Here is a 26,075-nt window from a genome sequence, read left to right as displayed (position 1 = left end):
ACTCGGTCACCCGCGTTGTGCTCAAACCGACCCACATGATCGGCGGCTATGCCCAGCAAGCCTACGGTTTCAACTATTACGGCACGGTCGGTTGTAACCGCGACGAATTCGTCGTGGTGCGCAAAATGTCCAAAGTCGACTGGCTCGATGGTTCAAGTGGCGATGACCTGCCACGTCCGCTGCCGACCGATATCGAGGAGAACTGAGATGAAGATTCGCTCACAAATCGGCATGGTTCTGAACCTGGACAAGTGCATCGGTTGCCACACCTGTTCGATCACCTGCAAAAACGTCTGGACCAGCCGTGAAGGCATGGAATACGCCTGGTTCAACAACGTCGAATCGAAACCCGGGATCGGCTACCCGAAAGAATGGGAAAACCAGGACAAGTGGAAGGGCGGCTGGATCCGCAACGCCAACGGCACGATCAACCCGCGCATCGGCGGTAAATTCCGCGTGTTGGCGAACATTTTCGCCAACCCGGACCTGCCGAGCCTCGACGATTACTACGAGCCCTTCGACTTCGATTACCAGCACCTGCACACCGCGCCGCTGGGCGAGCATCAGCCCACTGCGCGTCCGCGTTCGCTGATCTCCGGCAAGCGCATGGAAAAAATCGAGTGGGGCCCGAACTGGGAAGAAATCCTCGGCACCGAATTCGCCAAGCGTCGCAAGGACAAGAACTTCGACAAGATCCAGGCGGACATTTACGGCGAATACGAAAACACTTTCATGATGTATTTGCCGCGCCTGTGCGAGCACTGCCTCAACCCGACGTGCGCGGCGTCGTGCCCGAGCGGGGCGATCTACAAGCGTGAAGAAGACGGGATTGTCCTGATCGACCAGGAGAAATGCCGTGGCTGGCGGATGTGCATCAGCGGCTGCCCGTACAAGAAAATCTACTTCAACTGGAAGAGCGGCAAGTCCGAGAAGTGCATCTTCTGCTACCCGCGGATCGAAGCCGGGATGCCGACCGTTTGCGCCGAAACCTGTGTCGGACGCATCCGTTACCTCGGCGTGCTGCTGTATGACGCCGACCGCATCAGCGAAGTGGCGAGCACCGCCAATGAGCAGGATCTGTACGAGAAACAACTGGAGATCTTCCTCGATCCGAATGACCCGGCAGTGATTCGTCAGGCCCTGGCCGATGGCGTACCGCAGTCGGTGATCGACTCGGCGCAACGTTCGCCGGTCTACAAAATGGCCGTGGACTGGAAACTCGCACTGCCGTTGCACCCGGAATACCGCACCTTGCCGATGGTTTGGTACGTGCCGCCGCTGTCGCCGATCCAGAACGCCGCCACTGCCGGTACCGTCGGTATGAACGGGGTGATCCCGGATGTCGACAGCCTGCGTATTCCACTGAAGTACCTGGCCAACCTGCTGACGGCGGGCGATGAAAAACCGGTCAAGCGTGCGCTTAAACGCTTGCTGGCGATGCGCGCCTACAAACGTTCCGAGCAAGTCGACGGGGTTCAGGACCTGCAAGTGTTGAAGGACGTCGGCCTGAGCGTGGCCCAGGTCGAGGAGATGTATCGCTACCTGGCGATCGCCAACTATGAAGACCGCTTTGTGGTACCGAGCGCGCACCGTGAAGACGCCATGAGCGATGCCTTCGCCGAACGCTCCGGTTGTGGTTTCAGTTTCGGCAGCGGCTGCAGCGGCAGTTCCGACACCAACATGTTCGGTGCGAAGAAAGCCAACCGCCGCGACATCCTGAAAACCGTCCAGTTGTGGGAGGAATGAGCATGCAAATTCTCAAAGTGATTTCGCTGCTGCTCGATTACCCGACCGAGACGCTGATTGGCGGTCGCGACGAACTGGAGAAAGCGATCATCCAGTCACGGGAAATCAGCCCTAAACAGCGCGGCGCGTTGTTCGAATTGCTCGAGCTGATCTGCGCCAATGACCTGATGGACGGGCAGGAGCACTACGGTGCGCTGTTCGGCCGGGGTCGTTCGCTGTCGTTGCTGTTGTTTGAGCATGTGCACGGCGAGTCCCGCGACCGTGGCCAGGCGATGGTCGACATGATGGCGCAATACGAAGAAGCCGGTTTTGCCATCGGCGTCAAAGAGCTGCCCGATTACATCCCGTTGTACCTGGAGTTCCTCTCCACCCGCGAAGACATCGAGGCCCGCGAGGGCCTGGCGGATGTTTCGCACTTGCTGGCCTTGCTCGCCGCACGCCTGGAAGAGCGCGAAAGCGCCTATGCCAGTTGTTTTCGGGCGCTGCTGCAAATCGCCGGGGCCGAACCGCATCAGGCGGTGGCCGATCTGCGGGCGCAGGTGGCGGCGGAACCACGCGATGACTCCCTCGAAGCCCTCGACAAGATCTGGGAAGAGGAGGCCGTTGACTTTCTCCAGGCCGAACAGCAGGACCGTTGCAGTGGACTGCCAAGCGCACCGGGCAAGGCTCGGGAAGAAAGCGCGGTGCCGTTGCACTGGGTGGATTTTCAGCATGAAGGGTTGGCCGCCGCGCCAGCCAAGGAGGTCGGTAATGTCTAAATGGAATCTGTTGTTATTCGGGATCTATCCCTACGTCGCTTTGGCCATTTGCCTGATTGGCAGCTGGGCACGCTTCGACCTGTCGCAATACAGCTGGAAGGCAGGTTCGAGCCAGATGCTCAATCAGCGCGGGATGCGCGTGGCGAGCAACCTCTTTCACGTCGGTGTGTTGTTCGTGCTGGCCGGGCACTTCGTTGGCCTGCTGACCCCAGCGTCGGTCTATCACCATGTCATCAGCACCGAGAACAAGCAGTTGCTGGCGATGGTGTCCGGCGGGTTCTTTGGTCTGCTGTGCTTGATCGGCTTGCTGATGCTGGTCAATCGGCGGCTCACCGATCCTCGGGTACGCGCCACCTCCAGCCCTTCGGACATCCTGATTCTGCTGGTGCTGCTGGCGCAGTTGCTGCTGGGGCTGCTGACGATTGCGGCGTCCACCGCGCATATGGACGGCTCGGTGATGGTGATGCTCGCCGATTGGGCGCAGAACACTGTGCTGTTGCGGCCGATGGAAGCGGCGGCGGCCATCGCGCCGGTCGGGCTGACCTACAAGCTGCACGTGTTTCTCGGTTTGACCCTGTTTGTGCTGTTCCCCTTCACCCGTCTCGTACACATGATCAGCGCACCGATCTGGTACCTGGGGCGTCGTTATCAAATCGTTCGTCAGAAGTACTGAGGAGACAATCATGTCAGGTGGATGTGGATGTGGTGGTGGTAACGGCGGCAGCGGTGGCTGCGGGTCTTCCAAAAAAGCCGAGGACGTTCTCGATATCGCGCCGGTCGCAGAGGCGCAGTTTGAAGCTCTCCCGGTTGAGCCGGCAGCTGCCGATGACGCCCCGGCGCAGTTGATCGCCAGCAGCGAACAGGAGTGGCCGATCATCAGCGTCAACGAGGTCTCGATCACCCCGGAAGCGATGGCCCAGGAGCTGCAATATCACCCGGCCGAAAGCCGCGAAGAAGCGGTGTACCTGGCCGCCCGGGCGTTGGTGATCCGCGAGTTGTTGCAGCAGCGCATTGCCGAACTCGGCGTGTCGATGGAGATTGGCGCTGGCGAGAACGAAGAAGAAGCGGCCACGCGCTTATTGCTCGAACGCGAGGTGCACGTACCGCAGTGCGACGAGGAAACCAGTCTGCGTTACTACGAAAACAATCGCGGGCGCTTTCACAGCGCACCGTTGCTGGCGGTTCGGCACATCCTGCTCGAGTGTGCGCCGGATGATGTCGAGGCGCGCGCCCTTGCCCATGATCAGGCGGAAGTTCTGCTGCAACGTCTGGAAGACTTTCCCGGCAGTTTCGCCGAGCTGGCCGTGAAGTATTCGGCCTGCCCGTCGAAGGCTCAGGGCGGTTCTCTGGGGCAAATCAGCAAGGGCCAGACCGTGCCCGAACTGGAACGTCAGCTGTTCACCCTGGCGCCGGGCCTGGCCAGCAAACCGCTGGAAAGTCGCTACGGCTGGCATGTGGTCAGTGTCGATCAGCGGATCGAAGGTATGCCGTTGCCCTATGAAGTGGTGTCGACGGCGATTCGCACGCAGTTGCAGCAAGGCGTCTGGCAAAAAGCGCTGGTGCAGTACCTGCAAACCCTGATCGGTGCGGCGGATATTCGCGGCATCCACTTGCAGGGTGCCGACTCACCGCTGGTGCAGTGAGCATCGAGGAAAACCGGGAGATGTGATGAACGCTGTAATGCAGGATGGCTTTGGACGGCAGATCGATTATCTGCGGATGTCGGTGACGGACCGTTGTGATTTTCGCTGTGTGTATTGCATGGCGAAAAACATGACCTTCCTGCCGCGTCAGCAGGTGCTCACGCTGGAAGAGTTGCAGCGTCTGGCAACGCTGTTCGTCGGGTTGGGTGTACGCAAAATCCGCCTGACCGGCGGCGAGCCGCTGATTCGTCCGGGCATTGTCGAACTGTGCCGCAACATCGCCGCGCTGCCCGGTTTGCGCGAACTGGTCATGACCAGCAACGGCTCGCAACTGAGCCGCCTGGCCCGGCCATTGGCAGAGGCGGGGGTCAAGCGGATGAACATCAGCCTCGATAGCCTGGACGGGCAGAAGTTTCGTGCGATCACCCGCATCGGCGATCTCGATCAGGTGCTCAACGGCATCGAAGCGGCGCGGGACGCGGGGTTTGAGCGGATCAAACTCAACTGCGTGGTGATGAAAGGGCGCAACTTCGATGAAGTCCCGGCGTTGGTGCAATACGCCATCGATCAGCGCATCGATATCAGTTTCATCGAAGAAATGCCCTTGGGCGACGTCGGGCGTTCCCGGGGCGAATCGTTTTGTTCCAGCGACGAAGTGCGGGCGCTGATCGCCAGCCAGCATCGGTTGCTCGATAGCACTGAAAACAGCGGCGGACCGGCGCGCTACGTGCGCCTGGAACGCCATCCCGATACCCGGATCGGTTTCATTTCACCCAACAGTCACAACTTCTGTGGCAGCTGTAATCGGGTACGGATGACGGTTGAAGGGAAGCTGTTGCTTTGTCTGGGGCAGGACGATGCGCTGGATTTAAGAGGATTGCTGCGGCGTTATCCGCTGGATGATCAGCCCGTGATCAATGCCGTGCAGAAGGCCTTGCGCGGCAAGCCGTTGCGCCACGATTTCAGTCCCGAAGGGGAGGTGCAGATAGTGCGGTTCATGAACATGAGTGGTGGTTGAGCTGCTCTGCACGGTTTGTAAGAACACAGATGATCAAATGTGGGAGCGGGTTTGCTCGCGAAAGCGGTCTATCAGTCAACAATGATGTTGAATGTGATGGCCTCTTCGCGAGCAAGCCCGCTCCCACATTGGCTCCTCGCTTGCCACAGAATCTGTGTCGTCATCGGACGTTTTTTTCACCGCCAAATCTTGATATCGATCAATTGCAGATCAGCCCTTTGTCCGTAGTCTTCACTGCATGTTGTGGTTTTAAGTTTATTTAAGTCTATATGTAGTGTTTGGAGGCCAAATGCAGAGCACGCTGATCGCAGTAGGATGTAACCGCTTGCACAAGCGCGATGGCAGTCTGGTCGCCTTCGATGCGGACAAGATCCGTCAAGCATTGATCGCTGCCGGCAAGGCAACCGGGGAGTACACCGAGGTTGAGGTTGAAGACTTGCTTCAGGCGGTACTCGCCCGGCTGGACGGACTGCCAAGGCTGCATGTCGAGCAGATCCAGGATCGTGTCGAACGGGTGTTGATGGACGCCGGTTTCTTCTTCGCCATGCGGGCCTACATCGTCTACCGCGAACAACACGGGCGTTTGCGTCGGGACCGCCGGACCATGGTCGAAGTGGCGACCTCGATGAACGAGTACCTGGATCGTGAAGACTGGCGGGTTCAGGCCAACGCCAATCAGGGGTATTCCCTGGGTGGGCTGGTGTTGAACGTGTCGGGCAAGGTCACTGCCAACTACTGGCTGGACGAGGTGTACAGCGAGGCCATCGGCCAGGCCCACCGCGAGGCGGACTTGCATGTGCACGACCTGGACATGCTCGCCGGTTACTGCGCCGGGTGGTCGCTGCGCACCCTGTTGCACGAAGGGCTCAACGGTGTGCCGGGGCGTGTTGAAGCCGGTCCGCCGAAGCACTTGAGCAGCGCTTTGGGGCAGATGGTGAATTTCCTCGGCACCCTGCAAAACGAATGGGCCGGTGCTCAGGCATTCAGCTCCTTCGATACCTACCTCGCGCCCTATGTGCGCAAGGACCAGCTGAGTTATCAGGAGGTGCGCCAGGCGATCCAGGAGTTCATCTACAACCTCAACGTACCCTCGCGCTGGGGCACCCAGACGCCGTTCACCAACCTGACTTTCGACTGGGTGTGCCCGCAGGATTTACGCGAGCAGATACCCGTCATCGGCGGGGAGGAAATGCCGTTTGCCTATGGCGACCTGCAAGTCGAAATGGACCTGCTCAACCGCGCCTACATCGAGGTGATGCAGGCTGGCGATGCGAAAGGGCGAGTGTTCACCTTTCCGATCCCGACCTACAACATCACCCATGATTTTCCGTGGGACAGTGAAAACGCCGACCGTCTGTTCGAGATGACCGCGCGTTACGGTTTGCCGTACTTCCAGAACTTCCTCAATTCGGATCTTCAGCCCAATCAAGTGCGTTCGATGTGCTGCCGGTTGCAACTCGATGTGCGGGAGTTGCTCAAGCGCGGCGGCGGCTTGTTCGGCTCGGCGGAACAGACCGGGTCGCTTGGCGTGGTAACTATCAACTGCGCCCGTCTGGGTTATGTGTTCAAGGGCAACACCAGTGGTTTGTTGCAGCGCCTGGACACGCTGATGGAGCTGGCGATGGAAAGCCTGGAGGTCAAGCGCAAAGTCATTCAGCACCACATGGACGCCGGTTTGTACCCGTACACCAAGCGTTACCTGGGCACCTTGCGCAACCATTTTTCCACCATCGGCCTCAACGGCCTGCATGAAATGCTGCGCAATTTCAGCGGCGACGAGGAGGGCATGCACACCGAACAGGGCCGCAAGTTTGCCCTGAATATGCTCGACCATGTGCGCGCCACGTTGCTGCGATTCCAGGAGGAAACCGGTCATCTCTACAACCTGGAAGCGACACCGGCAGAAGGCACCACTTACCGCTTCGCCAAGGAAGACCTCAAGCGCTATCCGGACATTCTCCAGGCCGGCAGTGTGCAGGCGCCGTATTACACCAACTCCTCGCAACTGCCGGTGGGCTACACCGAAGACCCCTTCGAGGCCCTGGAACTTCAAGACGAACTGCAATGCAAATACACCGGCGGCACGGTCCTGCACCTGTACATGGCCGAGCGAATTTCTTCGACCCAGGCTTGCAAGCAACTGGTGCGAAAAGCCCTTGGCCGCTTCCGCCTGCCGTACCTGACCGTGACCCCGACGTTCTCCATCTGCCCGGTGCACGGCTACCTCGATGGCGAGCATGAGTTCTGCCCTAAGTGCGACGAGGTCCTGCTGCTGCAAGAGCAGAAAGCCGGCGCCGTTCATTGATTTCGATCCACTCAACCGCAAGGAGCTTCACCATGACTGCATCGCAAACACTGCCCCAGGCTCAACGTCAACGCTGCGAAGTCTGGACCCGGGTGATGGGCTATCACCGTCCTGTGTCGGCGTTCAATCCGGGTAAACAGTCGGAGCACCGTGAGCGGGTGCACTTCACTGAAAGCGCGGCACTGGCCGGGCGCCAATGAGTCGAATGCTTCGGGTCGGGGGCATGGTGCCCCTGACCACTATCGACTATCCGGGACAGCTCGCCTGCGTGCTGTTTTGCCAGGGTTGCGCCTGGCGTTGTCGTTATTGTCATAACCCGCAGCTGATTCCCCCTCGTGGCAGTGAGGAAGTGGATTGGCGGCGGGTGCTGGCGTTTCTGCAACGTCGTCAGGACCTGCTCGATGCCGTGGTGTTCAGCGGTGGTGAGCCAACCTTGCAGGACGGTTTGCTCGGCGCCATGGATGAAGTGCGGGACATGGGGTTTCGCATCGGCTTGCACAGCGCCGGGATCAAGCCTGCTGCATTTGCCAAGGCATTGACCGGGGCGGATTGGGTCGGTTTCGATGTCAAGGCGTTGCCCGAGGATTGCCAGGCCATCACCCGGGTCGAGGGCAGCGGCACCGCCAACTGGCGCAGCCTCGAGCATCTGCTGGCCAGTGGTGTCGACTACGAATGTCGCACCACCGTGCATTGGCATCTGTTCGAACCGGCGCGTCTGCTGATCCTGGCAAAACGCTTGAATGCGCTCGGCGTCAAACGCTTTGCCGTGCAACTGGTTCGCACCGAACGGATGTTCGATCCGCTGTTGCCGAGCGTGTCGGCTCAAGCGTTGCTGCCAGAGTTGTGGGAGGCCATGCGCGAGTTGTTTCCAGCCTTCGTGTTGCGGGGGTAACGGGGGCTGGGGAACTCAAGCCCAGCCCCAGAATTGCAACCACCAGCCAAATCCCACCATGCCTTCGGCCAGGAGCAGGCAAGCGATGGCGGACCCGCGTCGCACCTGGGAAAGACCTTCGCGACTCAGCCGTTTCCAACCCAGTAGCAGGCTCCAGCCCATCGCGGCCAATAACAGACAGGCCCTGGCCGGTTGTACCCACTCCAGCAGCAGACCTTCATAACGCAGTAATTTGACGGTGGTGGCCGACAGCCCGAGAAACAGGCCGGCCCCCCCCAGGGGCGTGAGTGTCAGCGCCAGGGGCCAATACAGTGTGCGATCTCTCGCCAGTCGGGCCGTCAGACGCAGAAGCAGCATCAACGCCGTGCCGAGCACTATCGAACTCAAACTCAGGTAAGCGACGATGCTGAAACCGTCGAGCCAACTGAAGCTGTCGTTGAGCTGCGGGTAATGGGTGAGCAGCCACCAGCGAGCGTTGTCCTGCAGGGCCCAGAACTGGTTGTGTTCGACCAGCCACTGGGCCAGGGATTGTTTGAGGGCGACAAACCATGGGCTGACCGTCCACTGAAACGCGCCCATGGCCAAGCCGATCACGCCGAACAGCAGCAAGCGTGCATCCCAAGGGGACAGGGTTTGCGCTGTTGCGTGAAGAATCTCCTGATTGCTGGAGCGGGCGATCAGCTGAACGGCACCGCGTTGCCCGCTGCAGCGTCCGCAGGCGTGGCAATCACTGGCGCCTTGCAGGCGGCGGATATCGAGCAGGGGCGCGCAGTTGGGCGGCGGCAGGCGCGGTGCGGCATTTTCTAGCCAGCGTTGTTCATCGACCTGAAAGTGCACAGGGGCCAGCCGGGCGAGTAGGGCGAAAACGCCGCTGACCGGGCACAGGTAGCGGCACCAGACTCGCTTGCCCCGGGCGAACAACAACCCGACGATGACCGCTGCGACGGTCGAACCGCCCAGAATCAACAGCGCGGCCTGGGCGTAGTCATAGACGCTGATCAACTGGCCGTAGAGGGTCGTCAGGCAGAACGCCAATGTTGGCCAGCCGCCCCAACGCAACCAGCGCGGCACACCCAGGCCTTTACCGTAATGGCTGGCCCATTCGCTGAGCGAACCTTCCGGGCACAGAACGCCGCACCAGAGTCGGCCGAAGAACACCATCGACAGCAACACGAACGGCCACCAGATTCCCCAGAATAGAAGCTGTGCGAGCAAGGTCAGGTTGTCGAGTATCCGTGCCTGGCTGTCTGGCAGCGGCAACAGCGCCGGGGTCACCAACAGCACCGCATAAAACACTACAACAGCCCACTGCACCGCACGGATGACGGACGCATGGCGACGCATCCCGTCGCCCAGGCGTTGGAGCCATCGATTGCGCCGGCTCAGGTCGGGCATGGCAGGTTTTCCGCAGTCCGTTGCCGTAGCCAGCCGCCGACGGCCAGCCAATAACCGATCCACACCAACAAGGTCAGGCCACTGGGGCTTGCCCGATAACCGGCGAACCCGGCAAGAAAACCACCCAATCCGTGGCTGTCGTTCAGCAACGTGCTGCTATCCCAAAGCGCTTCGCCAATGAGGCTGTAAACCACGTCCGGCAAATCCAGGGAGAGCAGTTGGCCGCCGATTCGTTCGGTGCCGCTGACCAGCAACGCTGCGCCGAGCATGAGCAAGATGACTTCGCTGATGGCAAAGAATCGCTGCCATGAAATGAATCGGCGACTGCTGTGCAGCAGCGTGATGGTCAGCGCCGACAGCACCAGTCCCAACACGCCGCCGACGGCAAACAAACCGAGCTGCGGACCGCGCAACCGGGCGCCGGCGCCATAGAGAAAAACCACCGTTTCGCTGCCTTCACGGCTGATCGCGAGCATGGCCAGCAGTAATAGACCTGCGCCCCCTTGTCGAGCCAGGTGGCTATCGGCGTGTCGTCGCAAATCGTGGTTGAAGGTGCGTCCGTGGCGATGCATCCAGCCCACCATCTGCACCATCAACAAACTTGCAACCAGTGCGAGTGCGGCCTGGAACCATTCGCTGGCCGACCCGTTCATGGCCTCACCGGCAAACAGAATCAACACCGCCAGCAGGCCCGAGAGCATCAACCCCAGCACTACACCTGCCCAAAGGAATTTGAACAGACGATTACGTTGGCCTTGCTGGCTGGCCCAGGCCTGGAGAATACCGATCACCAGCAACGCCTCGACGCTTTCGCGCCAGACGATGAACATTGATTGATTCATGGAAGCTCCGTGCGCTAACAGGTTATTTCGCGAGGATGCCGCCCTCGGGCAATTGCGGATTGAACTCGTCAAAAAAGGGATAGTGACCGGGCCTCAGGGGGTGAATGACCACGAAGGTTGTCACGCCCGGCGACAAGACTTTTTCAACCCGCAACGGCGTGCTCTCGAACTCGGCCGGACCTTGGCCGGCGTTCTTCAGAACGATCTTGAAGCGCTGTCCGGCCGGCACCTCCAGCAAGGCAGGGGTGAAGTGGCCATCGCGCAGAACCAGTTCGTAGCTCGGCAACTCGGCATGGGCCGTCAACGGTGCAACTGTTCCGGCCACAATCAGCCAGGCAAGATGCAGGCGCTTCATTCAATAACCGCCTTTTTTACCGATGCCGGCGTAGATGAATTCGTAGTGCAGTTCGCAGCGTTCAAACCAGGGCGCTACACCGGTTTCCTTATCGGTATGGCGCCCGAGGGAGCCATGACCGCCAGGTGGCAGGACGGTGAACGTCAGCTGATATTTACCGGGGCCAAGCAGCTTCACATTGTCGCCATAGTGCGGACCGTCGTTGGCCACCATGGCGTGGAAATCGCCTTTGATCTCTGGGTCGCTGCCGTGTTTTTTCAGGTTGAAAGAGACGTTCAGGTAGGGGACGAAACTGCCTTCCTGAAAGCCCTGCCGATTGTCCGCAGTGGCGCGAATGTCAGCTTCCAGGTGGACGTCGGAATCCGCGGTGGCGCGCATCATCCCCGTAGGTGCCATTTCTATCGGCTGCAAATACACCGCCCCGACTTCCAGCCCGGGACACAACTGTGGTTCCCCGATCGGGTATTCCTTGGCGTGAGCCAGTGGTGTGAGCAAGAGCAGGGCGAGTGATAGCGAAAAAGGGGTACGCATAATAGCTTCCTGAACACCGATGAGTAGGAGCCCGAGTCTAGGAAGCTTTGCTGCGAACAATAATGATTGTTATCAAGTTTTGAGTAATTAAACGGTTGGCTCAGGATTGCGCAGGGGGCTCGATGCCGGTTCTTGATATGTATCAAGGCTGGCATTGCGCAAGGGCTGTAGGTTGGAAAAACGCCACTCAATGATCGGAGATCGGTATGGCCAAGAACTTCCCCGTCAACCCCAAGCACCCCGAACGGATCTGTTGGGGATGCGACCTGTATTGTCCGGCGAAGTCCCTGGCATGCGGCAATGGTTCCGAACGGACGATGCATCCGGCGGAGATGTTTGGGGAGGATTGGCACGTGCCTGGCGACTGGGGCCTTGATGCGGTCATTACTACAGACAATGTGGTGGATGACCTCCAGTCATTGCCCGATGATGCGCTGCACGTAAAGAGTTGATCCGGCCGCTTTTCGTAGGAGCCAGCGGTGCGGCGATCCGACTTGCCGGCGAAGGCGCCCTTGAGGACGCCTTCGCCGGCAAGCCTGGCTCCTACAGATCCGATTTAATATCAAGCATGGGTGATGGAAAGGTCGCTGATGATGCACACCGAACCGTCTTCGGGGTCGGTGGTGTCGGAGTAATCGATCTGGTTGTACACACCGCCGTGGAAGGCCAGCGTTTTCGTGTCCCAGGTGTTGTCGAGGCGCATGATTGCGGAGGTCGATTTGACGCCGTTACAGCTCGCCGAAACGGAGACCGCGCCATTCGAATTGGCGTGAATGTTGATTTTGAACAGTGCCCCGAGCGGCACGTCTTCCAGAACCGTGGAATTCACCGGGTCTTCTTGTAGATAACTCGACCGGAACCCCATGGTGATTCGGCCTTTGTTCCAAAACACTTTCACCGGTGGTCGCTCTGAACCCTGCACATGAATCTGGCCGATTACGACCTTCTGCAGCGAGTTGACCTTCGTCAGGCGCATTTCTTGTCGGTTCCAATGGTCAGCAGCGCTGGCGAACAGCCAATAACCCGGCTCTTTCCACTCGCAGCGAGTCCGCTGCGTGCTCTTGCTCGAAGCGCCGAGGGTCGGTGCCGTCATTTGCAGCGAGCCATCTGGAAGCATCGAAATGACTTGCGGGCATTCAAGCAGCGCCCGCCAGCCGATGAGCTCAAGTGCGATGGGGTTGGTCTCGGAGATCGGAAGCGGTGTAGCGATTGTGTAGTTGCTGATATCTACGGTCATGGTCATTTTCCTTAATTCATTTGATGTCACCTTTTGCTCCGTTGAGCCTTTCGCTTTTGATGTAGGCCTACATCCCACTGCCCACTCAGTGAATGGGCAGAAGTGATGCTTTCGTTGTTGCTCGCGCCGCTTCCGGGCGATGCGTCAGTTCGGTCAATACCTCGCTGGCCGTCAGATCTAACAAGCGATTCGATATTTGATTTCTTGAGATAAAAGTAGCAGTGCTTATATTTAATGTAAATAGCACTGCTAATAATATTTTGGCGGGGCGTAAAAAAACCCGCACCTGGCGGGTTTTTGATGTTTCGGCTTTTTAGCTGCAACCTCATCGCCTGACGGGCATGTGAACGTCAATCAGCGGGCAAACATCCCCCACCAAAACACATGGCCCAGGATCACGATCTGCTGTTCCTGAACTTCTGCAAAGGTGTAGTCCTCATCCGGATGCTCGTCGCGATTGAAGCTGCGCAGGCGGATGCCCGTCGGCAGGCGGTAAACCTGTTTCACGCGTAGCTGACCGTTGTGGTTGATGGCGTACATGTCGCCGTCAACGATATCGCCCAGTGAGCTCTTGCCGACATTGATGCCCACGGTTGCGCCGTCACGCAGCACTGGCAGCATGCTGTTGCCGCTGACAACCACGCACTTCGCGTTGCTGAACTGAACGCTGTTATGGCGAAGGTCCTTCTTGAAAAAACGCAGCCGGGCAGTGTCGCTTTCCTCAATCACGAAACGGCCTGATCCGGCTGCCAGTTCCACTTCGCGCAGGAAGGGAACGTAAACTTCATCGTCATCCAGGGGCGTGTCGTCATCCCAAGGTTCGATGTCCGACATCAGTACGCTTGGCTGGATGCGCTCGGAAAGCTGGACACTGGCAACGGTCGACATCAGGCGCTGGCTCACTTCACTGGCATCGAAGCGCAAGGCTTTTGCCAGTTTCAGGAGTGCCTCGACGTTCAGTGGAACCTTGCCGGTTGCGTACTGACTGAATGCGCTTTGGCCAGACCATCCGCAGGCCTCGGCCACATCCGCTTGAGTGAGATTTGATCCAGCCGCTTTGGCGGCAGACTTTCGCTGGTCATAAATAGCCTTGAGCCTGGAGCTCTCGGCGACTTCTTCAGGGGTAAGGGGGCGGCGTGTTTTCATGGTGACAAGGGTATTAGCAGAACTGATATTTCTGCAAGTAGCGCTGCTGGTAGATTTCGACTGATAAAAGCAACTCTGCTGCTCTACGTGGCAGGTGGCTGCTCGGGGCGCTCCTTGTGCGTCCTGTAGCCGTCAACGCGCCATAAACAGGGGTAGCGGGGGGCTTGCCGTTGTCAGTGGGAATAGCCGCGAGGAGGCGAAAGAAAGCAGGTTTCGCTGAACCTCGCGGCTGACCTCTGTTGTTTTCAGAAACGGCGCTGAGCAAGCCTTTCTAATAGCGGTGAGGTCGGGAACACAGTGTCACGGCACACATCACTCAGAAGCGAGTGCGGCATCCTCCCGTACCTGTTGGCTGTCAGCGGCCGGCTGGCGACCCACCTTGAACCATGCGGCGTATAACGCCGGGACGAAGAAGATCGTCAATAGCGTCGCCACGGTAAGGCCGCCCATGATCGCAATTGCCATCGGCCCCCAGAACACACTGCGCGTTAGCGGGATCATTGCAAGCACGGTGGCCAGCGCCGTCAGCATCACCGGACGGGCCCGGTGAATGGCGGCATCCAGCACAGCATTCCATGGGTCGCGCCCTTCGGCGATCTCGGTTTGCACTTGGTCGATCAGGATCACCGAGTTGCGCATGATCATGCCACCCAATGCGATGATGCCCAGGATTGCGACGAAGCCCAGCGGCGACTGGAACACCAGCAGCGCCGGCACCACACCGATCAGGCCCAGCGGTGCGGTCAGCACCACCATCCACATGCGAGAGAAGCTCTGCAGTTGCAGCATAAGCAACAGCAGGATGCTGATCAGCATCAGCGGGGCCACCGCCAGCAGTGCCTTGTTGGCTTTGTCACTTTCCTCCACCGCGCCGCCCACGTCGATGCGGTAGCCCGACGGCAGCTTCGCTTCGATATCCTTAAGCAACGGCTGGAGCTCCTGCGTCACCGATACGCCTTGTTCGCCATCCTTCACGTCGGCACGCACCGTGATCGCCATATCGCGGTTGCGGCGCCACAGCACTGGCTCTTCCAGTTCGGAGCGCACCTGTGCGACTTGCGACAACGGCACCACCGTGCCCTGGCGGGTGTAAAGGTTGATGTCTTTCAGTGTGTCGAGGCTCAAGCGCTCCTCAGGCACGGCACGGGCGACGATGTCGATCAGGTCCTCATGCTCACGCAGCTGCGACAGGGTTGCGCCGTTCATCACGGTCTGGGTCGCCAGCGACACGTCGGCCGGCGTGAGGCCAAGCGCGCTCGCCTTGTCCTGATCAAGCTCGACCTTCAGCGTGCGCACCGGGTCGTTCCAGTCGAGCTGGAGGTCGCGCACCTTCGGGTTGGACGCAACCACCTTCTCCACGTCGCGGGCGATCCGGCGCACCACTTGAGTATCGGGGCCGACGACGCGAAACTGCACCGGGTAGCCGACAGGCGGCCCCAACTCGAGCCGGGTCACGCGCACCCACGCCTGCGGGAATTGTTGGTCGGCCGAGGTCACCAGCCGCTCACGCACCCGCTCGCGTGCATCCAGGTCCTTGGTCATTACAACGAACTGGGCGAATCCCGGATTCGGCAGCTCGGGGTTGAGCGAGAGATAGAAGCGCGGTGCGCCGGCGCCGGTGTAGGCGGTATAGAAACGCACGTCCTCGTCCTTCGCCAGGATCTCCTCCATGTGCTTGACCTGCTCGGTCGTCGCGGCGAACGAGGAACCTTCCTTGACGCGCAGGTCAATGACCAGTTCAGGTCGCGAACTGTTGGGGAAGAATTGCTGCGGCACTAGCTTGATACAGGCCAGAGCAAGCACCAGAGCGCCAAACGTCGCACCGATGACCACCCACCGGCGCTCGATGGCGGCGTCGATCAGGCGGCGCAGGGTACGGTAGAACTTCGTGTCATACATATCACCATGCTGGTGCTTGCCTAAATCGTTGGGCAGCATCTTGACCGCCAGGTACGGCGTGAAGATGCCGGAACAGATCCACGAGAACAGCACCGCGGCGCCGACGATCCAGAAAATGCCACCCGCGTACTCGCCGGTGGTGGACTTCGAGAGGCCGATCGGCAGGAAGCCCACGACGGTGATGAGTGCGCCGGTCAGGCGCGGCATGGCGGTGGACTGATAAGAGAAGGCGGCCGCCTTTACGCGGTCCATGCCGGTTTCCATCTTCGCCACCATCATCTCGATGGCGATGATGGCGTCATCCACCAGCAGGCCCAATGCGATAATCAGCGAGCCGAGCGAGATACGCTCCAGGTTCCAGCCCATCGCCAGCATCACCAGCGCTACGCCGCCCAACACCAGCGGCACTGTGGTCGCGACCACAAGGCCAGCGCGCCAGCCCAGGCTGGCCAGGCTCACTGCGATCACGATGATCAGCGCCTCAGCCAGCGCGTGCGCGAAGTCGTGGATAGCATCCTTCACCGTGGTTGGCTGGTCGGCCACGAGCTCAAGCTCCACGCCATGTGGTAGCTCCGACTGGATCTTGGCGACTGCCGTGTCCATCGCCTTGCCAAGGTCCACGATGTTGCCGTCGCTGGTCATCGTGATGCCGAGCATCAGCACTGGCTGGCCGTTGTGGCGCACTGTGTAGGTCGGCGGATCCTCAAAGTCACGTGTAACGGTCGCAATGTCGCCGAGCTTGATCAGCCGACCGCCTGCGGAGATGGGCACGTTGCGGATAGCCTCTTCGCTGGCGAACTGGCCGCTCACGCGCACCATGACGCGGTCGCCGCGGGTGTCGATCTGACCTGCGGGCAACAGGACGTTCTGGCTCTTGAGGCTTTCGGCGATGGCCAACGGTGTAATGCCCAGCGCTGCCAGGCGCTCGTGCGAGAACTCAACGTAGACGCGCTTGGCCTGCTTGCCGATGAGATCGATCTTCTTGACCATCGGCACCTTCAGCATCTGGCGCTTGATGTCCTCGGCCGCGTCCGACAGGTCGGCGTGACCGACACCGTCGCCCTTGACCGCGTACATCAGGCCATACACGTCGCCGTATTCGTCGTTTACGATCGGGCCGATCACACCGTCAGGCAGCTCGCGGCTCAGGTCGTTGAGTTTCTTGCGCGCCTGATACCAGGCCTCGCGCTGGTCAGCCTTGGAGGTGCCGCCGCGCACGGTGAGCGTCATGCCCGCGTAGCCTTGCCGCGCGTAGGTGACCACCTTCTCGAAGTTGTCGATCTGCTCGAATTTCTTCTCCATGCGGTTGAGGACCTGGTCCTGCATCTGCTGAGCGGTGGCGCCCGGCCAGATGACCATGGCGGTCATGGAGGGCACGGAAAAGTTCGGATCCTCGAGCTGACCGAGCCTGGTGAAGCTGAAGGCGCCGGCCACTGCGACAATGAGGAGCATGAACAGGACGATGGCGCGATGGCGCAGCGCCCAGTCGGTGAGGTTGAAGTTGTTCATCGGGCGGCCTGCTGCGTGATGTTCGCGTCAACAATCGCCGCGCCGGGAAGCGCGACCTTCAGTCCGGATGCCATCTTCTGTACCCCGGCGGTAACGACCAATGCACCGGCCTGCGGCCCGGAGACGAGCACCTCGTCGTTGCGGTAGCCCAACACCGCCACCTGCACCAATTCGACGACGCCGACCGGATCCTTGCCCACGGGCGTGACCACCCACAGGGCAGGCTGGCCGCCGCTTTGCGTCAGTGCCGTGGCTGGCACCGCTGCCACCGAGACACTGGTCATCACGCGCTCGGCCGTTACCGTGGCAGTGGCACCCAGCGGCAGCGCCTGCATCGGCTTGAGCCGCGCGCGATAGGTGCGCGTTTGCGCCGCAGCCTGGGGCGACAGCTCACGCAGCGTGACATCGAAGATCTCGTTCGGCGCACTGGCCAGCGAGGCCTTGAAACGCGCCTCCTTGAAGACGGACAGCTGATCCTCGGGCACATCGACAACGATCTCGGATTCATCGGGATTCGCGATCGAGACAACCGGTTGGCCCTCAGCCACGACTTGCCCGGTCTCAACGCGAACAGCCGTGACGACGCCGCTACGCGAGGCGCGCAGCACGGTGTATTTGAGCCGGTTGCGTGCGAGCTCAAGCTTTCGCGCCTCGGCCTCGGCGGTCGCATGCGCAGTCTGGGCATTTGTATGCGCGCGCTCGTCGTCGGCCGCACTGACCGAGCCGTCAGCCTTCAGCGCGGTCAGGCGCTGGCGGTCCGAATCGGCCTGGCGTGTCTGCTCGGCGGCAACCGCCCACTGTTGTCGAGACGCTTCTTCAGCGAGGCGGTAGTCGCTGTCATCCAGCACAGCCAAAATGCTGCCTTCGCGTACAAACTGGCCTACATCGACGTTGCGCTGGGCGACTTTGCCGCCCACGCGGAAGGCCTGGTCGACTTCATGTCGCGACTGTACGGTGCCTACGTAGCGACTGATGTCGCGGGCATTGTCGTAGCTGATTTCAACGGTGCGTACCGGTCGTGGTGCCTGAACGGTCGGCTGGTCCGGGCTGCACGCGGACAGCATGACGGCTACGGCCAAAGCGCCGGCCGCAGTAAGGGAGGTTTTCAAGGCGGTTCCTCTTTGAAAAACGGCAGTTTCTTAGGAAAGTGGTGGCCGGTCGGCTGTGGTGGCTGCGGTGGGAGTAGCGGGTTGTTCGAACACCTGCCAGCCCCCGCCCAGTGCCTTGTAGAGCTGCACGCTATCGAGCAGCAGCCGGGTGTTGCTGTCGTTGGCATTCAGGCGAACCGCCAGGCGCGCCCGTTGCGCGTCGAGCAGCGGCAACAGGTCGATCTGCCCCCTGTCGTAGAGCGATTGCGCGTGGCTCAGTGCCGCCTCCGCAGACTCGGTGGCCGACTGCAATGACTGGGCGCGCTGACGCTCTTGCGTCTGCGTGACGAGGGCGTTCTCCACGTCTTCGAGTGCGCGCACAATGCCGTCCTCGGCGCGCAATAGCGCCTCACGCTGGCCGCTCTCGGCAACCTCGTTGATCGCGCGTGTGCGCCCGGCGTTGAAGATCGGCATCGCGAGCAGACCGGCCACGTTGGTGAAGCGTGCGGCGCCCAGGTCCAGACCGTTCAGCTCAAGGCCCTGGCGGCCGTAGGATGCGCCGAGGAACAGCCGCGGGAACCACTCAGCCGCAGCTTGTTTACGGCGCGCATTGGCGGCATCGAGCTGCGCCATCAGCGCCAATACATCAGGCCGACGCTGTAGCAGGGTGGCGGGCTGCCCCTTGCGGATCTCGGGCGCCACCGCGTTGCCACGGGAGGGCTGGATGCTCGTGGCGTTAAAGGCCTGATCCCCGATCAGTACCGCGATGCGGTGTCGCGATACGGCTGCCAGCGTCTCCAACGGTGGGATTTGCGCGCGCGCCGATGCGGCATCGGTTTGCGCACGCTCGACGTCGAAGGAGGTTGCCAGCCCTACACGGTGGCGCGCGTTAACCAGGCGCAGTGTCTCGTCTTGCGCCGTCGAGATCGCGCGTAATGTTTCGGCCTGGCGCAGCGCGCCGACCAGCGTGAAGTAGTTGCTGGCGATGTCGCTCATCACCAGCAGACGCACGCCGCGCACGCCGTCCTCCGCGGCCAGTGCCTCGGCCTCGGCCGCCGCTGCTCCAGCACGTAGGCGTCCGCTGAGGTCAAGTTCCCAAGAGACGTCCAGACCGGCGCCCACGGTCTCGGTATCTGGATAACCCTGCTTCTTGGCCGTGCTGTAGCCGCTGCTACGGTCGGAGCCGAAGGCGGACATTCCGACACTCGGAAAGAGCCAGGAGCGACTGATCGTCTCACCGGCGCGAGCGGTGCGCACACGCTCGGCGGCGATCTTGATATCACGGTTTTCACGCATCGCGCGGCGCACCAGATCCGTCAACACCGGGTCGTTGAACGTCTCCCACCACGCGGCTTCGGGTTCCATTTCGGAGGCTGTGCTTGCGGCGAACTTGGCCGGCAGGTCTACCGACGGCTTGGCGACCTCAGTAGAGCAACCGGTCAAGACCAGCGCGATAGACGCGGCGAGCGCCGCACCCACGACGATGCCGAACAGGCGTTCGGCATGTTGCAAGGGCGTCTGCCCGGCGTAGCGGGACAACGGAAGGGGAAGGGGACATCGCAGCATCGGATTGGACTCGTATAGATTCGAGATGGCATCAGCGTAGGGCCCGGTATGCGCGAAGTCGTCAGCGAAACATCGCCGTTCGGTCGCCATATCGAGCGTTCATTCATGTTGGAGGCGTCACTCGCCGTCGGCATTTGCCGCGTGCTCGTCGGCCGCCGACGTGAGGTCCGAGTCAATCGACTCCAGCAATTCTTCGGCAGACGAAAACTCGCGCTGACGCCCGGTGACCAGGTTTTCAAGGCGGCCCGCGAGGGCTCCGGGCGTGGCATCGCTGCGCAGCTTCAGGACATACGAGCGACGATTGGGGTACTTGGATTCAGGGTTCAGACTCATCACAGACCAGGGGGCAAGAAAGTTCGACGACAGCGTAGGCCGCCTCCTGGGTCGAGTCGTAAGCGAAAGGTCAGACTTCGGTCGGGACAGCACCGCTCCGACAGAAATCAATGCCGGTAAGTTAAGGGTTTGAACACCGCAGCCCCTGTGGGAGCGAGCCTGCTCGCGATGGCGACGGGTCAGCCAATATTGATGCTGAATGTACCTCCGTCATCGCGAGCAGGCTCACTCCCACAAGTTTGCGCCCTTAACTCTTCAATCAGACTTTGCGCCCTGAAGCAGCGAGCGCGCACGTTTCACCAGCTCGGTTCCCTCCGTTTCGGGCAACTGGTCAAGCAGCGCCGCCAGGGCCTGGCGGTCCTCGGCCGTAGCGTCGTGGTGCCCACACAGCTCGACTAACGCCTGCAGCTCCAGCCACGGTGCTTCCTGGGTGCGCGCCTCCTCAACCGCACGCCGCACCGCAATGCTGCCGGCATCGAGCCGGCCCTGCGTCCGCGCAATCGCTGCCTCCAGCAGCAACAATTGCGGCAGGTACACGCGCTCGCCCAGTTCTTCCCCAACGTGTAGGGCTTCCTGTAGCTCGACTCGCGCGGCATCGCAATCACCCGCCAGCAGCAACGCCTCGGCGGCGTAGCCGAGCACCTCGCTGGCTCCGGAGCGCATGCCGAGTCCGGTGTGTTCTTCGTAGGCCTCGCGGATGCTGCGGTAGCCGTCGCGCGGTGCGCCGTTGCGCGCGTCAGCCCAGCCGTGCCACCAGCGGCAAGCCGTGCGCCCCAGTGCGAGCGAATACTCGTCGACCAATGTCTGCATGTCGTCAGCCAGCGCTGCCACACGCACAGGGTTTCCCATTCGCACTTCGATCAACACCTCCTGCCAGGTGGCGACCAGCCAGGTCATAGGCTGGCGAAGCGTTTGTGCGCGGTTTCGCGCCAGTTGCATATGAGCTTGGCCTTGCTCAACCAGGCCAGAACGCACGAGTTCTATGGCCAGCATGCCGTGCAGCATGACCTGAGGATCGGCCGCAAAGATCTCGTTCGCCCCGATGCCCAGCGGCTCGGCGATTGCGAGTGCGCGCTCCAGCCATCGGCGGGTTGCCTGCGTGCGCCCCTGGAGATGATGAACCTCGCCCTGCACGATGCACGCCACCAGCATGAGTGCTGGATCGTTTGCTTGGGTCGAGAGGGCTTCGGCGCGTTCCGCGACCGCCAGCGCCAATGTATAGTCGCCGCGCAGACCGAGCAGATAGCCGAATCCGTGCAGCAGGCGACCGCGCATCGGATGCTCGGGTACATCCGTTAGCCGCGTGTACGCGCGTTCGAACGCGTTCCTGGCTTCGCTGCCGACACCGAGCGTATGGAACGCCGACACGCCTTGCAGCGTGGCCAAGGTAATTTCGAGCGTATCGCGCTCCATCCCTTCCGGCGCCTGCCACAGCAGGACCATCGCGCGCTCAGTGAGACCGAAGCACAAGGCTGGGCTGAAGTGCAGCAACGCGGCTTCCGCGGCCTCGGCGTAGTAGTGCAGCGCGATCATCGGCTGCCGGGCCCGGTCGAAGTGCGTCGCCAGCTCCGAGGCAGCAACCGGCACGCCGGCCATGCGCTCGCGTTCGAGCGCAGTGCCAACCTGGCGATGAAGGTGGGTACGCAATGAGCGCGGCGTGCGGTCGTACAGTACCTGGCGGAAGAGGGCATGGCGGAACGAGTAGGGTAGCTCCACCGTCTCTTCAAGTTCAGCGGCCCGCGACTGCGTGAGCCACACCTGCTCGCGCACCAGTTCCTCGCAGGCGTGGGCCACCGAAGCGAGGTCGCGTTCGAGGGCCAGCGAAACCGTCTCGACCCGGAACTCGACTCCGCATACCGCTGCCGCCGAGAGCAGCGCAAGCTGCTCCGGCCCGAGCTTGGTGATGTAGTGATCAATGATGGCCGCAAGGTTCTCGGGAACCGCCATCCCCGCCAGCCGGGCCTCGATGGTGGCGTCGTCGCCCGTTGTGTCCATCACTTCGCTGATGACTGACGAGACGAACAGCGGCACACCGTCGGTGCGCTCGTGCAGGGCACGCACGAAGGTTTCATCGCGGGCCAGAGAGGCTGAGCGCAGCGCGACATAGTCAGAGACCTCGGTTTCCGAGAACGGGTCGAGCACCACTTCCTCGCACAGACGTTGCAGGCGCAGTTCGTGGCGCAACGAGTTGAGTGGATGATCAAGCGCCACCACTTCGGCGACGCGGAAGCTCGCCAGCCACATAAGCCGCGTGCGGCCCCGTCGCCGCGCCACATAGTCGATGAGCTGGACCGTCGCTCGATCGCTCCAATGCAGGTCTTCGGTTACCAGCAACAGCGGCCGCTGCTCAGTGTAGCGGTCCAGCAGTTCGCCCATTTCCCGCAGCATGCGATCCGGACCGATGCCGGCAAGCTCGCGCCGCAACGCGTCTCGCTCTTGCGCGGTGCTCAGCCACGGCAGTTGCAGCAGCCAGGTTGGCGCCACGGCGCGCAGCAGCGTCGGCAGGGCGGGGTCGCTGCGGCACAGATCGGCCAACGCTTCCAGCACCGGCAGGTATGGCTCGCCGGTGCCGTAGTGCTCCACGCAATGGCCACGTGCGCAGGCGATGTCACCAAGGCTGGCGAGGAAGTGTTCGATCAACGTGGTCTTGCCAATCCCCGGCTCTCCGGCAAGCCAGACCACTGCGCGTTGCCCTCCGTAAGCCCGCTCCCACGCGCGCTGCAGTTTTGAAAGTTTGTCGGTGCGACCAATGAATGGCGGCGACGGATACGCACCGGCCGCCGGCACCGTCGCGGATGCCGGCGGCATCGAAGGGGCAGGGGATGGCGCGGCGATGAAGCGATAGCCGCGCCGCGACACAGTCTCAATGAAGCGGGGCTGCCTGGGGTCATCGCCCAGCACCTTGCGCAGATCGCTGATGGCTGTCTTCAGCACCGAATCGCTGACGAACCGATGCCCCCACACGGCATCAAGCAAAGCATCTTTGGTCACCAGCGATCCGGGTTGGCGTGCAAGTGCGCACAGCAGAGTGAAGGGCGTTGGTGCCAACGCCACGGCTTCTCCGTTACGTAACAAGCAGGCATTGGCTTCGTCGAGCTCGAACTCGACGAAGCAGAGCTGGACTGGGTTCGGATGAGGCTGCGGACGCGCCACGTTGGATTCCTGAAGACTAAAACATAGTTTCTAGCACTGGGCCATTACTCCAATAACAACGCTGATCGGCTCATAAGCCAAGCCTCGCCGGTCGGAAATCGATGCAAACGCTACCCGCTCTCCATCGCAGGACAATTCGATGAGACGTTGCGACTGCGCATGGCCCCCTGACACCTTCGGCACAGAACATAGGGCCTCATTCCGAGGCGGTAATGATCTTGAAATGGTAATGACGAAAATTTCAATATTGAAATATGTCTCAATTTTACATACCTTGACCTTGCCTGACGATGAGACCGGCGCGTCTCACCACTTCAATCACAACAAGGGCTCGAGATGAACAACAACAAAAAAGCTTCGCAACTGCCTCCCGCCGCCGTCGATGTGCTGGTCGTCGGTAACGGCCCGGTAGGGGCGACAATCGCGGCGCTGCTCGGCCGCTATGGAGTAAAGACACTGGTATTGGACAAGACCCATGAGGTCCTGCTAATGCCTCGTGCCATCGCTCTGGACAACGAGGCGCTTCGCATCCTGCAACTCGCCGGATTGTCGGAAGATGCTTTCGAGAAGATCGTTATCCCTGAAGTGAAGATGCACTCCCCGGTCCTCGGGCAATTCAGTCGGGCCAACACCGCCGGGTGCATCGACGGCCACCCCAAACTGGTGACTTTCTATCAACCCGACCTCGAACACGCGATGCGTAAACAGGTTTCTGGGCTGAAGTCGGTGACCAGCCTGGGTGGCTTCGAGCTCGAGAATCTGGTCGAGGAATCGGAGAGTGTCGTCGCCTCCGTTCGGGACCAGGACGGCCATCTGCATTTCATTCGCGCCCGATACCTGATCGGTGCGGATGGTGCCAGCTCCAGGGTCAGGGCCTTGATCGGCCAGGAATTCGAAGGACAAACCTATGCAGAGGATTGGCTGATTGTCGATGCCAAAAACCGGCATAAGTCAGCCATTGATCACGTTGAGTTTCTCTGTGATCCAAAGCGCCCAACGCCGCACATGCCTGCGCCCGGCGGAAGGGAGCGCTGGGAGTTCATGCTGCACCCAGGCGAATCCCGGGAAGAGCTGGAAAGCCCGGAAAGCATCGCTCGGCTGATTGCGCCATGGATCAATCCGCAGGAGCTGGAAGTCGAGCGCAAGGCGGTGTATCGATTCCACGCGCGCTGCTGCAACAGGTTCAGCAAGGGGCGAGTTTTCCTTGTAGGGGATGCAGCCCACATTACTCCCCCCTTTGTCGGGCAAGGTCTCGTAGCGGGGCTTCGAGATGGCGCCAACCTCGCCTGGAAACTGGCCTGGGTCCTTCACGGCCAAGCCGCGCCTTCAGTACTCGATACCTATGACGTAGAGCGCCGCCCCCATGCCCAGGCGATGATCAATCTGGCAAAACTCATGGGCCGTCTGGTGATGCCAAGAAACAAGGTCGCCGCTTTCTTCATCCACGCAATGATGCGCGCGCTGGCGTTGACTCCCGCTTCCAGAAAGTACTTCGAACAACTGGACATCAAACCGAAGAACATCTTCAAAAACGGTCTGTTCATGCGTCATCGTCGTGGCGACAAACTGGTGCGTGGCAGCCTGTTTCCCCAGGCCTGGGTACGCAACACGCAACAGCAGATCCAACTGAGCGACGATGCGCTTGGACACAACCTGACCCTGGTCGGATTCGGTGTCGACCCGTTGTCGCTGCTGAGCGCTGCCGAGGTCTTTTCCTGGATACAGATGGGAGGCCACTTCTTGCAGATCGGAGCCTGCGGTCAGCGCTCCGACAGCGCTTGCGACTTCATCGAAGACCTGAACCATGACATCCTGCCGCTGGCTGCCAAAGGCACGCTCGTCGCGATCCGCCCCGACCGTATCATCATGCACCACGCTCCCGGCGCACAGGCAGGCAGCCTGGTTCGAGACTGCCTGATCCTGATGGGTAGCGCCGATTCCACGGCCGACAACGTTTCCATTACCATAAACGAGCCTCCTCGATTAAGAGCGTGAAGATGCCTTCCCCCATTTTTCCTTCAGAAGCAACTGAGCAAGAGCCTCTCACTCGAGGCCACAAGAAGCGGGAACGCACCCGTCGCGGCCTGGTGGACGCGGCGTTGCGTCTGGTCGCACGCAAGGAAGTGGGGGAGATTGCACTGCTCGATGTCGCCGCGGAGGCCGCGGTCTCCAACGGCACCATCTACAACTATTTTCGAACGCGCGATGAAGTCCTCGAGGCGGTTGGCATCGCCATGGCGAGCGAGTTCTCCGATGCCATTTCCGCCCTGAGCTCGGACGTACACTGTGGTGCACAGCGGCTTTCGATTGGCGTGCGCATGTTCATCTGCCGGGCCGCGTACGACCATCAATGGGCTAACGCACTGCTGCGCATCATCCATTCCGATCAGACCATGCGCTCGCGCTTGGCCGCCCATGTGCTGGGCGACTTGCGTGAAGGGCTGCGCGCGGGGACTTTCGCTTACGAGGACGAAGGGATCGCCCTGGACATGGTCGTATCGTGCACAACCGGCGCCATGCGCTCGGTTGTCGAAGGGCGTGCGGTGGCGGAGCACGATCTGCAGGTTGCCGAGATGATTCTCAAGGCGCTGGGCGTAACACCTGCCAGAGCCAAGAAAATCGCCGGTAAGCCGCTACCCTAGTCCTGATGTCATCCTCA

Annotated in this window: 23 protein-coding genes; 12 read left to right on the top strand and 11 right to left on the bottom strand. The window is 61.0% G+C overall.

Annotated features, from left to right (window positions below; all coding sequences use genetic code 11):
* From ACIPLA_RS03155 to ACIPLA_RS03115, 9 genes are all read left to right on the top strand, one after another.
* Nucleotides 1–206, top strand: a 206-nt coding sequence (locus ACIPLA_RS03155) for a hypothetical protein (protein WP_401171368.1), incomplete at its 5' end; no start/stop codon positions are given.
* A 1-nt stretch (nt 207) separates the two neighbouring features.
* Nucleotides 208–1,746 (top strand): nitrate reductase subunit beta, encoded by a 1,539-nt coding sequence (gene narH, locus ACIPLA_RS03150; protein WP_038982852.1) that lies wholly within the window; start codon nt 208–210, stop codon nt 1,744–1,746.
* A gap of 2 nt (nt 1,747–1,748) precedes the next feature.
* Nucleotides 1,749–2,504, top strand: a complete 756-nt coding sequence (narJ, locus tag ACIPLA_RS03145; RefSeq protein WP_192343688.1) for a nitrate reductase molybdenum cofactor assembly chaperone — start codon at nt 1,749–1,751, stop codon at nt 2,502–2,504.
* Nucleotides 2,497–3,177 (top strand): respiratory nitrate reductase subunit gamma, encoded by a 681-nt coding sequence (narI, locus tag ACIPLA_RS03140; protein WP_192343689.1) that lies wholly within the window; start codon nt 2,497–2,499, stop codon nt 3,175–3,177. Before narJ ends, narI begins: the two co-directional genes overlap by 8 nt.
* A gap of 10 nt (nt 3,178–3,187) precedes the next feature.
* On the top strand, nt 3,188–4,147 hold the full coding sequence (locus ACIPLA_RS03135; protein ID WP_401171363.1) for a peptidylprolyl isomerase: 960 nt from the start codon (nt 3,188–3,190) through the stop codon (nt 4,145–4,147).
* Nucleotides 4,148–4,172: 25 nt separating this feature from the next.
* On the top strand, nt 4,173–5,165 hold the full coding sequence (gene moaA, locus ACIPLA_RS03130) for a GTP 3',8-cyclase MoaA (RefSeq protein ID WP_123495087.1): 993 nt from the start codon (nt 4,173–4,175) through the stop codon (nt 5,163–5,165).
* Nucleotides 5,166–5,454: 289 nt separating this feature from the next.
* Nucleotides 5,455–7,470, top strand: coding sequence for a ribonucleoside triphosphate reductase (locus ACIPLA_RS03125; RefSeq protein ID WP_218396230.1), 2,016 nt, complete (start codon nt 5,455–5,457; stop codon nt 7,468–7,470).
* Nucleotides 7,471–7,502: 32 nt separating this feature from the next.
* Nucleotides 7,503–7,670 (top strand): anaerobic ribonucleoside-triphosphate reductase, encoded by a 168-nt coding sequence (gene nrdD / locus ACIPLA_RS03120; RefSeq protein ID WP_017338867.1) that lies wholly within the window; start codon nt 7,503–7,505, stop codon nt 7,668–7,670.
* Nucleotides 7,667–8,362, top strand: coding sequence for an anaerobic ribonucleoside-triphosphate reductase activating protein (locus ACIPLA_RS03115; protein ID WP_176466953.1), 696 nt, complete (start codon nt 7,667–7,669; stop codon nt 8,360–8,362). Before nrdD ends, ACIPLA_RS03115 begins: the two co-directional genes overlap by 4 nt.
* A 15-nt stretch (nt 8,363–8,377) precedes the next feature.
* Here the strand turns inward: ACIPLA_RS03115 and ACIPLA_RS03110 are convergent, their stop codons facing one another.
* From ACIPLA_RS03110 to ACIPLA_RS03095, 4 genes are read right to left on the bottom strand one after another with little or no spacing between them, the layout of a single operon-like run.
* The gene (locus tag ACIPLA_RS03110) at nt 8,378–9,757 is read right to left on the bottom strand and encodes a 4Fe-4S binding protein (RefSeq protein ID WP_401171357.1); all 1,380 of its coding nucleotides are present in this window, start codon (nt 9,755–9,757) and stop codon (nt 8,378–8,380) included.
* Nucleotides 9,745–10,599, bottom strand: coding sequence for an FTR1 family protein (locus tag ACIPLA_RS03105; protein WP_401171354.1), 855 nt, complete (start codon nt 10,597–10,599; stop codon nt 9,745–9,747). Before ACIPLA_RS03105 ends, ACIPLA_RS03110 begins: the two co-directional genes overlap by 13 nt.
* Nucleotides 10,600–10,621: 22 nt before the next feature.
* Complete coding sequence (locus ACIPLA_RS03100) at nt 10,622–10,954, bottom strand: cupredoxin domain-containing protein (RefSeq protein ID WP_218396222.1); 333 nt, start codon at nt 10,952–10,954, stop codon at nt 10,622–10,624.
* Nucleotides 10,955–11,485, bottom strand: coding sequence for an iron transporter (locus tag ACIPLA_RS03095; RefSeq protein ID WP_401171351.1), 531 nt, complete (start codon nt 11,483–11,485; stop codon nt 10,955–10,957).
* Nucleotides 11,486–11,691: 206 nt separating this feature from the next.
* Between ACIPLA_RS03095 and ACIPLA_RS03090 the strand changes: the two genes are divergently transcribed.
* Nucleotides 11,692–11,937: a DUF3079 domain-containing protein gene (locus ACIPLA_RS03090; protein ID WP_401171348.1), complete on the top strand. Its 246-nt coding sequence runs from the start codon at nt 11,692–11,694 to the stop codon at nt 11,935–11,937.
* A 110-nt stretch (nt 11,938–12,047) separates the two neighbouring features.
* On the opposite strand, the gene ACIPLA_RS03085 is transcribed toward ACIPLA_RS03090, so the two are convergent.
* The 7 genes from ACIPLA_RS03085 to ACIPLA_RS03055 all read right to left on the bottom strand — a co-directional run bounded on the left by ACIPLA_RS03085 (nt 12,048) and on the right by ACIPLA_RS03055 (nt 23,416).
* Complete coding sequence (locus ACIPLA_RS03085) at nt 12,048–12,722, bottom strand: polysaccharide lyase family 7 protein (RefSeq protein WP_401171346.1); 675 nt, start codon at nt 12,720–12,722, stop codon at nt 12,048–12,050.
* A 354-nt stretch (nt 12,723–13,076) separates the two neighbouring features.
* Nucleotides 13,077–13,868, bottom strand: coding sequence for an XRE family transcriptional regulator (locus ACIPLA_RS03080; protein WP_401171345.1), 792 nt, complete (start codon nt 13,866–13,868; stop codon nt 13,077–13,079).
* A gap of 312 nt (nt 13,869–14,180) precedes the next feature.
* Nucleotides 14,181–17,276 (bottom strand): efflux RND transporter permease subunit, encoded by a 3,096-nt coding sequence (locus ACIPLA_RS03075; protein ID WP_401171343.1) that lies wholly within the window; start codon nt 17,274–17,276, stop codon nt 14,181–14,183.
* A complete protein-coding gene (locus ACIPLA_RS03070; protein ID WP_123495076.1) occupies nt 17,273–18,385 on the bottom strand; it encodes an efflux RND transporter periplasmic adaptor subunit in 1,113 nt (370 codons plus the stop codon). The genes ACIPLA_RS03075 and ACIPLA_RS03070 overlap by 4 nt, the downstream gene beginning before the upstream one ends.
* A 30-nt stretch (nt 18,386–18,415) precedes the next feature.
* On the bottom strand, nt 18,416–19,930 hold the full coding sequence (locus tag ACIPLA_RS03065) for an efflux transporter outer membrane subunit (RefSeq protein WP_401171384.1): 1,515 nt from the start codon (nt 19,928–19,930) through the stop codon (nt 18,416–18,418).
* A gap of 117 nt (nt 19,931–20,047) precedes the next feature.
* On the bottom strand, nt 20,048–20,263 hold the full coding sequence (locus ACIPLA_RS03060) for a hypothetical protein (RefSeq protein WP_123495075.1): 216 nt from the start codon (nt 20,261–20,263) through the stop codon (nt 20,048–20,050).
* A gap of 255 nt (nt 20,264–20,518) precedes the next feature.
* Entirely contained in the window at nt 20,519–23,416 is a 2,898-nt protein-coding gene (locus ACIPLA_RS03055) for an AAA family ATPase (protein ID WP_401171340.1), read from the bottom strand.
* Between the two features lie 336 nt (nt 23,417–23,752).
* On the opposite strand from ACIPLA_RS03055, the gene ACIPLA_RS03050 reads away from it, so the two are divergent.
* The gene (locus tag ACIPLA_RS03050) at nt 23,753–25,411 is read left to right on the top strand and encodes a bifunctional 3-(3-hydroxy-phenyl)propionate/3-hydroxycinnamic acid hydroxylase (RefSeq protein WP_401171337.1); all 1,659 of its coding nucleotides are present in this window, start codon (nt 23,753–23,755) and stop codon (nt 25,409–25,411) included.
* 2 nt (nt 25,412–25,413) lie between these two features.
* Nucleotides 25,414–26,058: a TetR/AcrR family transcriptional regulator gene (locus tag ACIPLA_RS03045; RefSeq protein ID WP_192343704.1), complete on the top strand. Its 645-nt coding sequence runs from the start codon at nt 25,414–25,416 to the stop codon at nt 26,056–26,058.
* Nucleotides 26,059–26,075 lie beyond the last annotated feature (17 nt).

It is taken from the genome of Pseudomonas sp. NPDC086112, assembly GCF_044746425.1.
In the GTDB taxonomy this organism is placed as follows: Bacteria; Pseudomonadota; Gammaproteobacteria; order Pseudomonadales; family Pseudomonadaceae; genus Aquipseudomonas.
The sequence above is the reverse complement of the archived record's forward strand: the minus strand, read 5'-3'. Positions and strand labels throughout refer to the sequence as shown.

Coding starts and splice junctions, on each gene's coding strand:
- narH (WP_038982852.1), top strand. CDS start 208: ATGAAGATTCGCTCACAAATCGGCATGGTTCTGAACCTGGACAAGTGC.
- narJ (WP_192343688.1), top strand. CDS start 1,749: ATGCAAATTCTCAAAGTGATTTCGCTGCTGCTCGATTACCCGACCGAG.
- narI (WP_192343689.1), top strand. CDS start 2,497: ATGTCTAAATGGAATCTGTTGTTATTCGGGATCTATCCCTACGTCGCT.
- ACIPLA_RS03135 (WP_401171363.1), top strand. CDS start 3,188: ATGTCAGGTGGATGTGGATGTGGTGGTGGTAACGGCGGCAGCGGTGGC.
- moaA (WP_123495087.1), top strand. CDS start 4,173: ATGAACGCTGTAATGCAGGATGGCTTTGGACGGCAGATCGATTATCTG.
- ACIPLA_RS03125 (WP_218396230.1), top strand. CDS start 5,455: ATGCAGAGCACGCTGATCGCAGTAGGATGTAACCGCTTGCACAAGCGC.
- nrdD (WP_017338867.1), top strand. CDS start 7,503: ATGACTGCATCGCAAACACTGCCCCAGGCTCAACGTCAACGCTGCGAA.
- ACIPLA_RS03115 (WP_176466953.1), top strand. CDS start 7,667: ATGAGTCGAATGCTTCGGGTCGGGGGCATGGTGCCCCTGACCACTATC.
- ACIPLA_RS03110 (WP_401171357.1), bottom strand. CDS start 9,757: ATGCCCGACCTGAGCCGGCGCAATCGATGGCTCCAACGCCTGGGCGAC.
- ACIPLA_RS03105 (WP_401171354.1), bottom strand. CDS start 10,599: ATGAATCAATCAATGTTCATCGTCTGGCGCGAAAGCGTCGAGGCGTTG.
- ACIPLA_RS03100 (WP_218396222.1), bottom strand. CDS start 10,954: ATGAAGCGCCTGCATCTTGCCTGGCTGATTGTGGCCGGAACAGTTGCA.
- ACIPLA_RS03095 (WP_401171351.1), bottom strand. CDS start 11,485: ATGCGTACCCCTTTTTCGCTATCACTCGCCCTGCTCTTGCTCACACCA.
- ACIPLA_RS03090 (WP_401171348.1), top strand. CDS start 11,692: ATGGCCAAGAACTTCCCCGTCAACCCCAAGCACCCCGAACGGATCTGT.
- ACIPLA_RS03085 (WP_401171346.1), bottom strand. CDS start 12,722: ATGACCGTAGATATCAGCAACTACACAATCGCTACACCGCTTCCGATC.
- ACIPLA_RS03080 (WP_401171345.1), bottom strand. CDS start 13,868: ATGAAAACACGCCGCCCCCTTACCCCTGAAGAAGTCGCCGAGAGCTCC.
- ACIPLA_RS03075 (WP_401171343.1), bottom strand. CDS start 17,276: ATGAACAACTTCAACCTCACCGACTGGGCGCTGCGCCATCGCGCCATC.
- ACIPLA_RS03065 (WP_401171384.1), bottom strand. CDS start 19,930: ATGCTGCGATGTCCCCTTCCCCTTCCGTTGTCCCGCTACGCCGGGCAG.
- ACIPLA_RS03060 (WP_123495075.1), bottom strand. CDS start 20,263: ATGAGTCTGAACCCTGAATCCAAGTACCCCAATCGTCGCTCGTATGTC.
- ACIPLA_RS03050 (WP_401171337.1), top strand. CDS start 23,753: ATGAACAACAACAAAAAAGCTTCGCAACTGCCTCCCGCCGCCGTCGAT.
- ACIPLA_RS03045 (WP_192343704.1), top strand. CDS start 25,414: ATGCCTTCCCCCATTTTTCCTTCAGAAGCAACTGAGCAAGAGCCTCTC.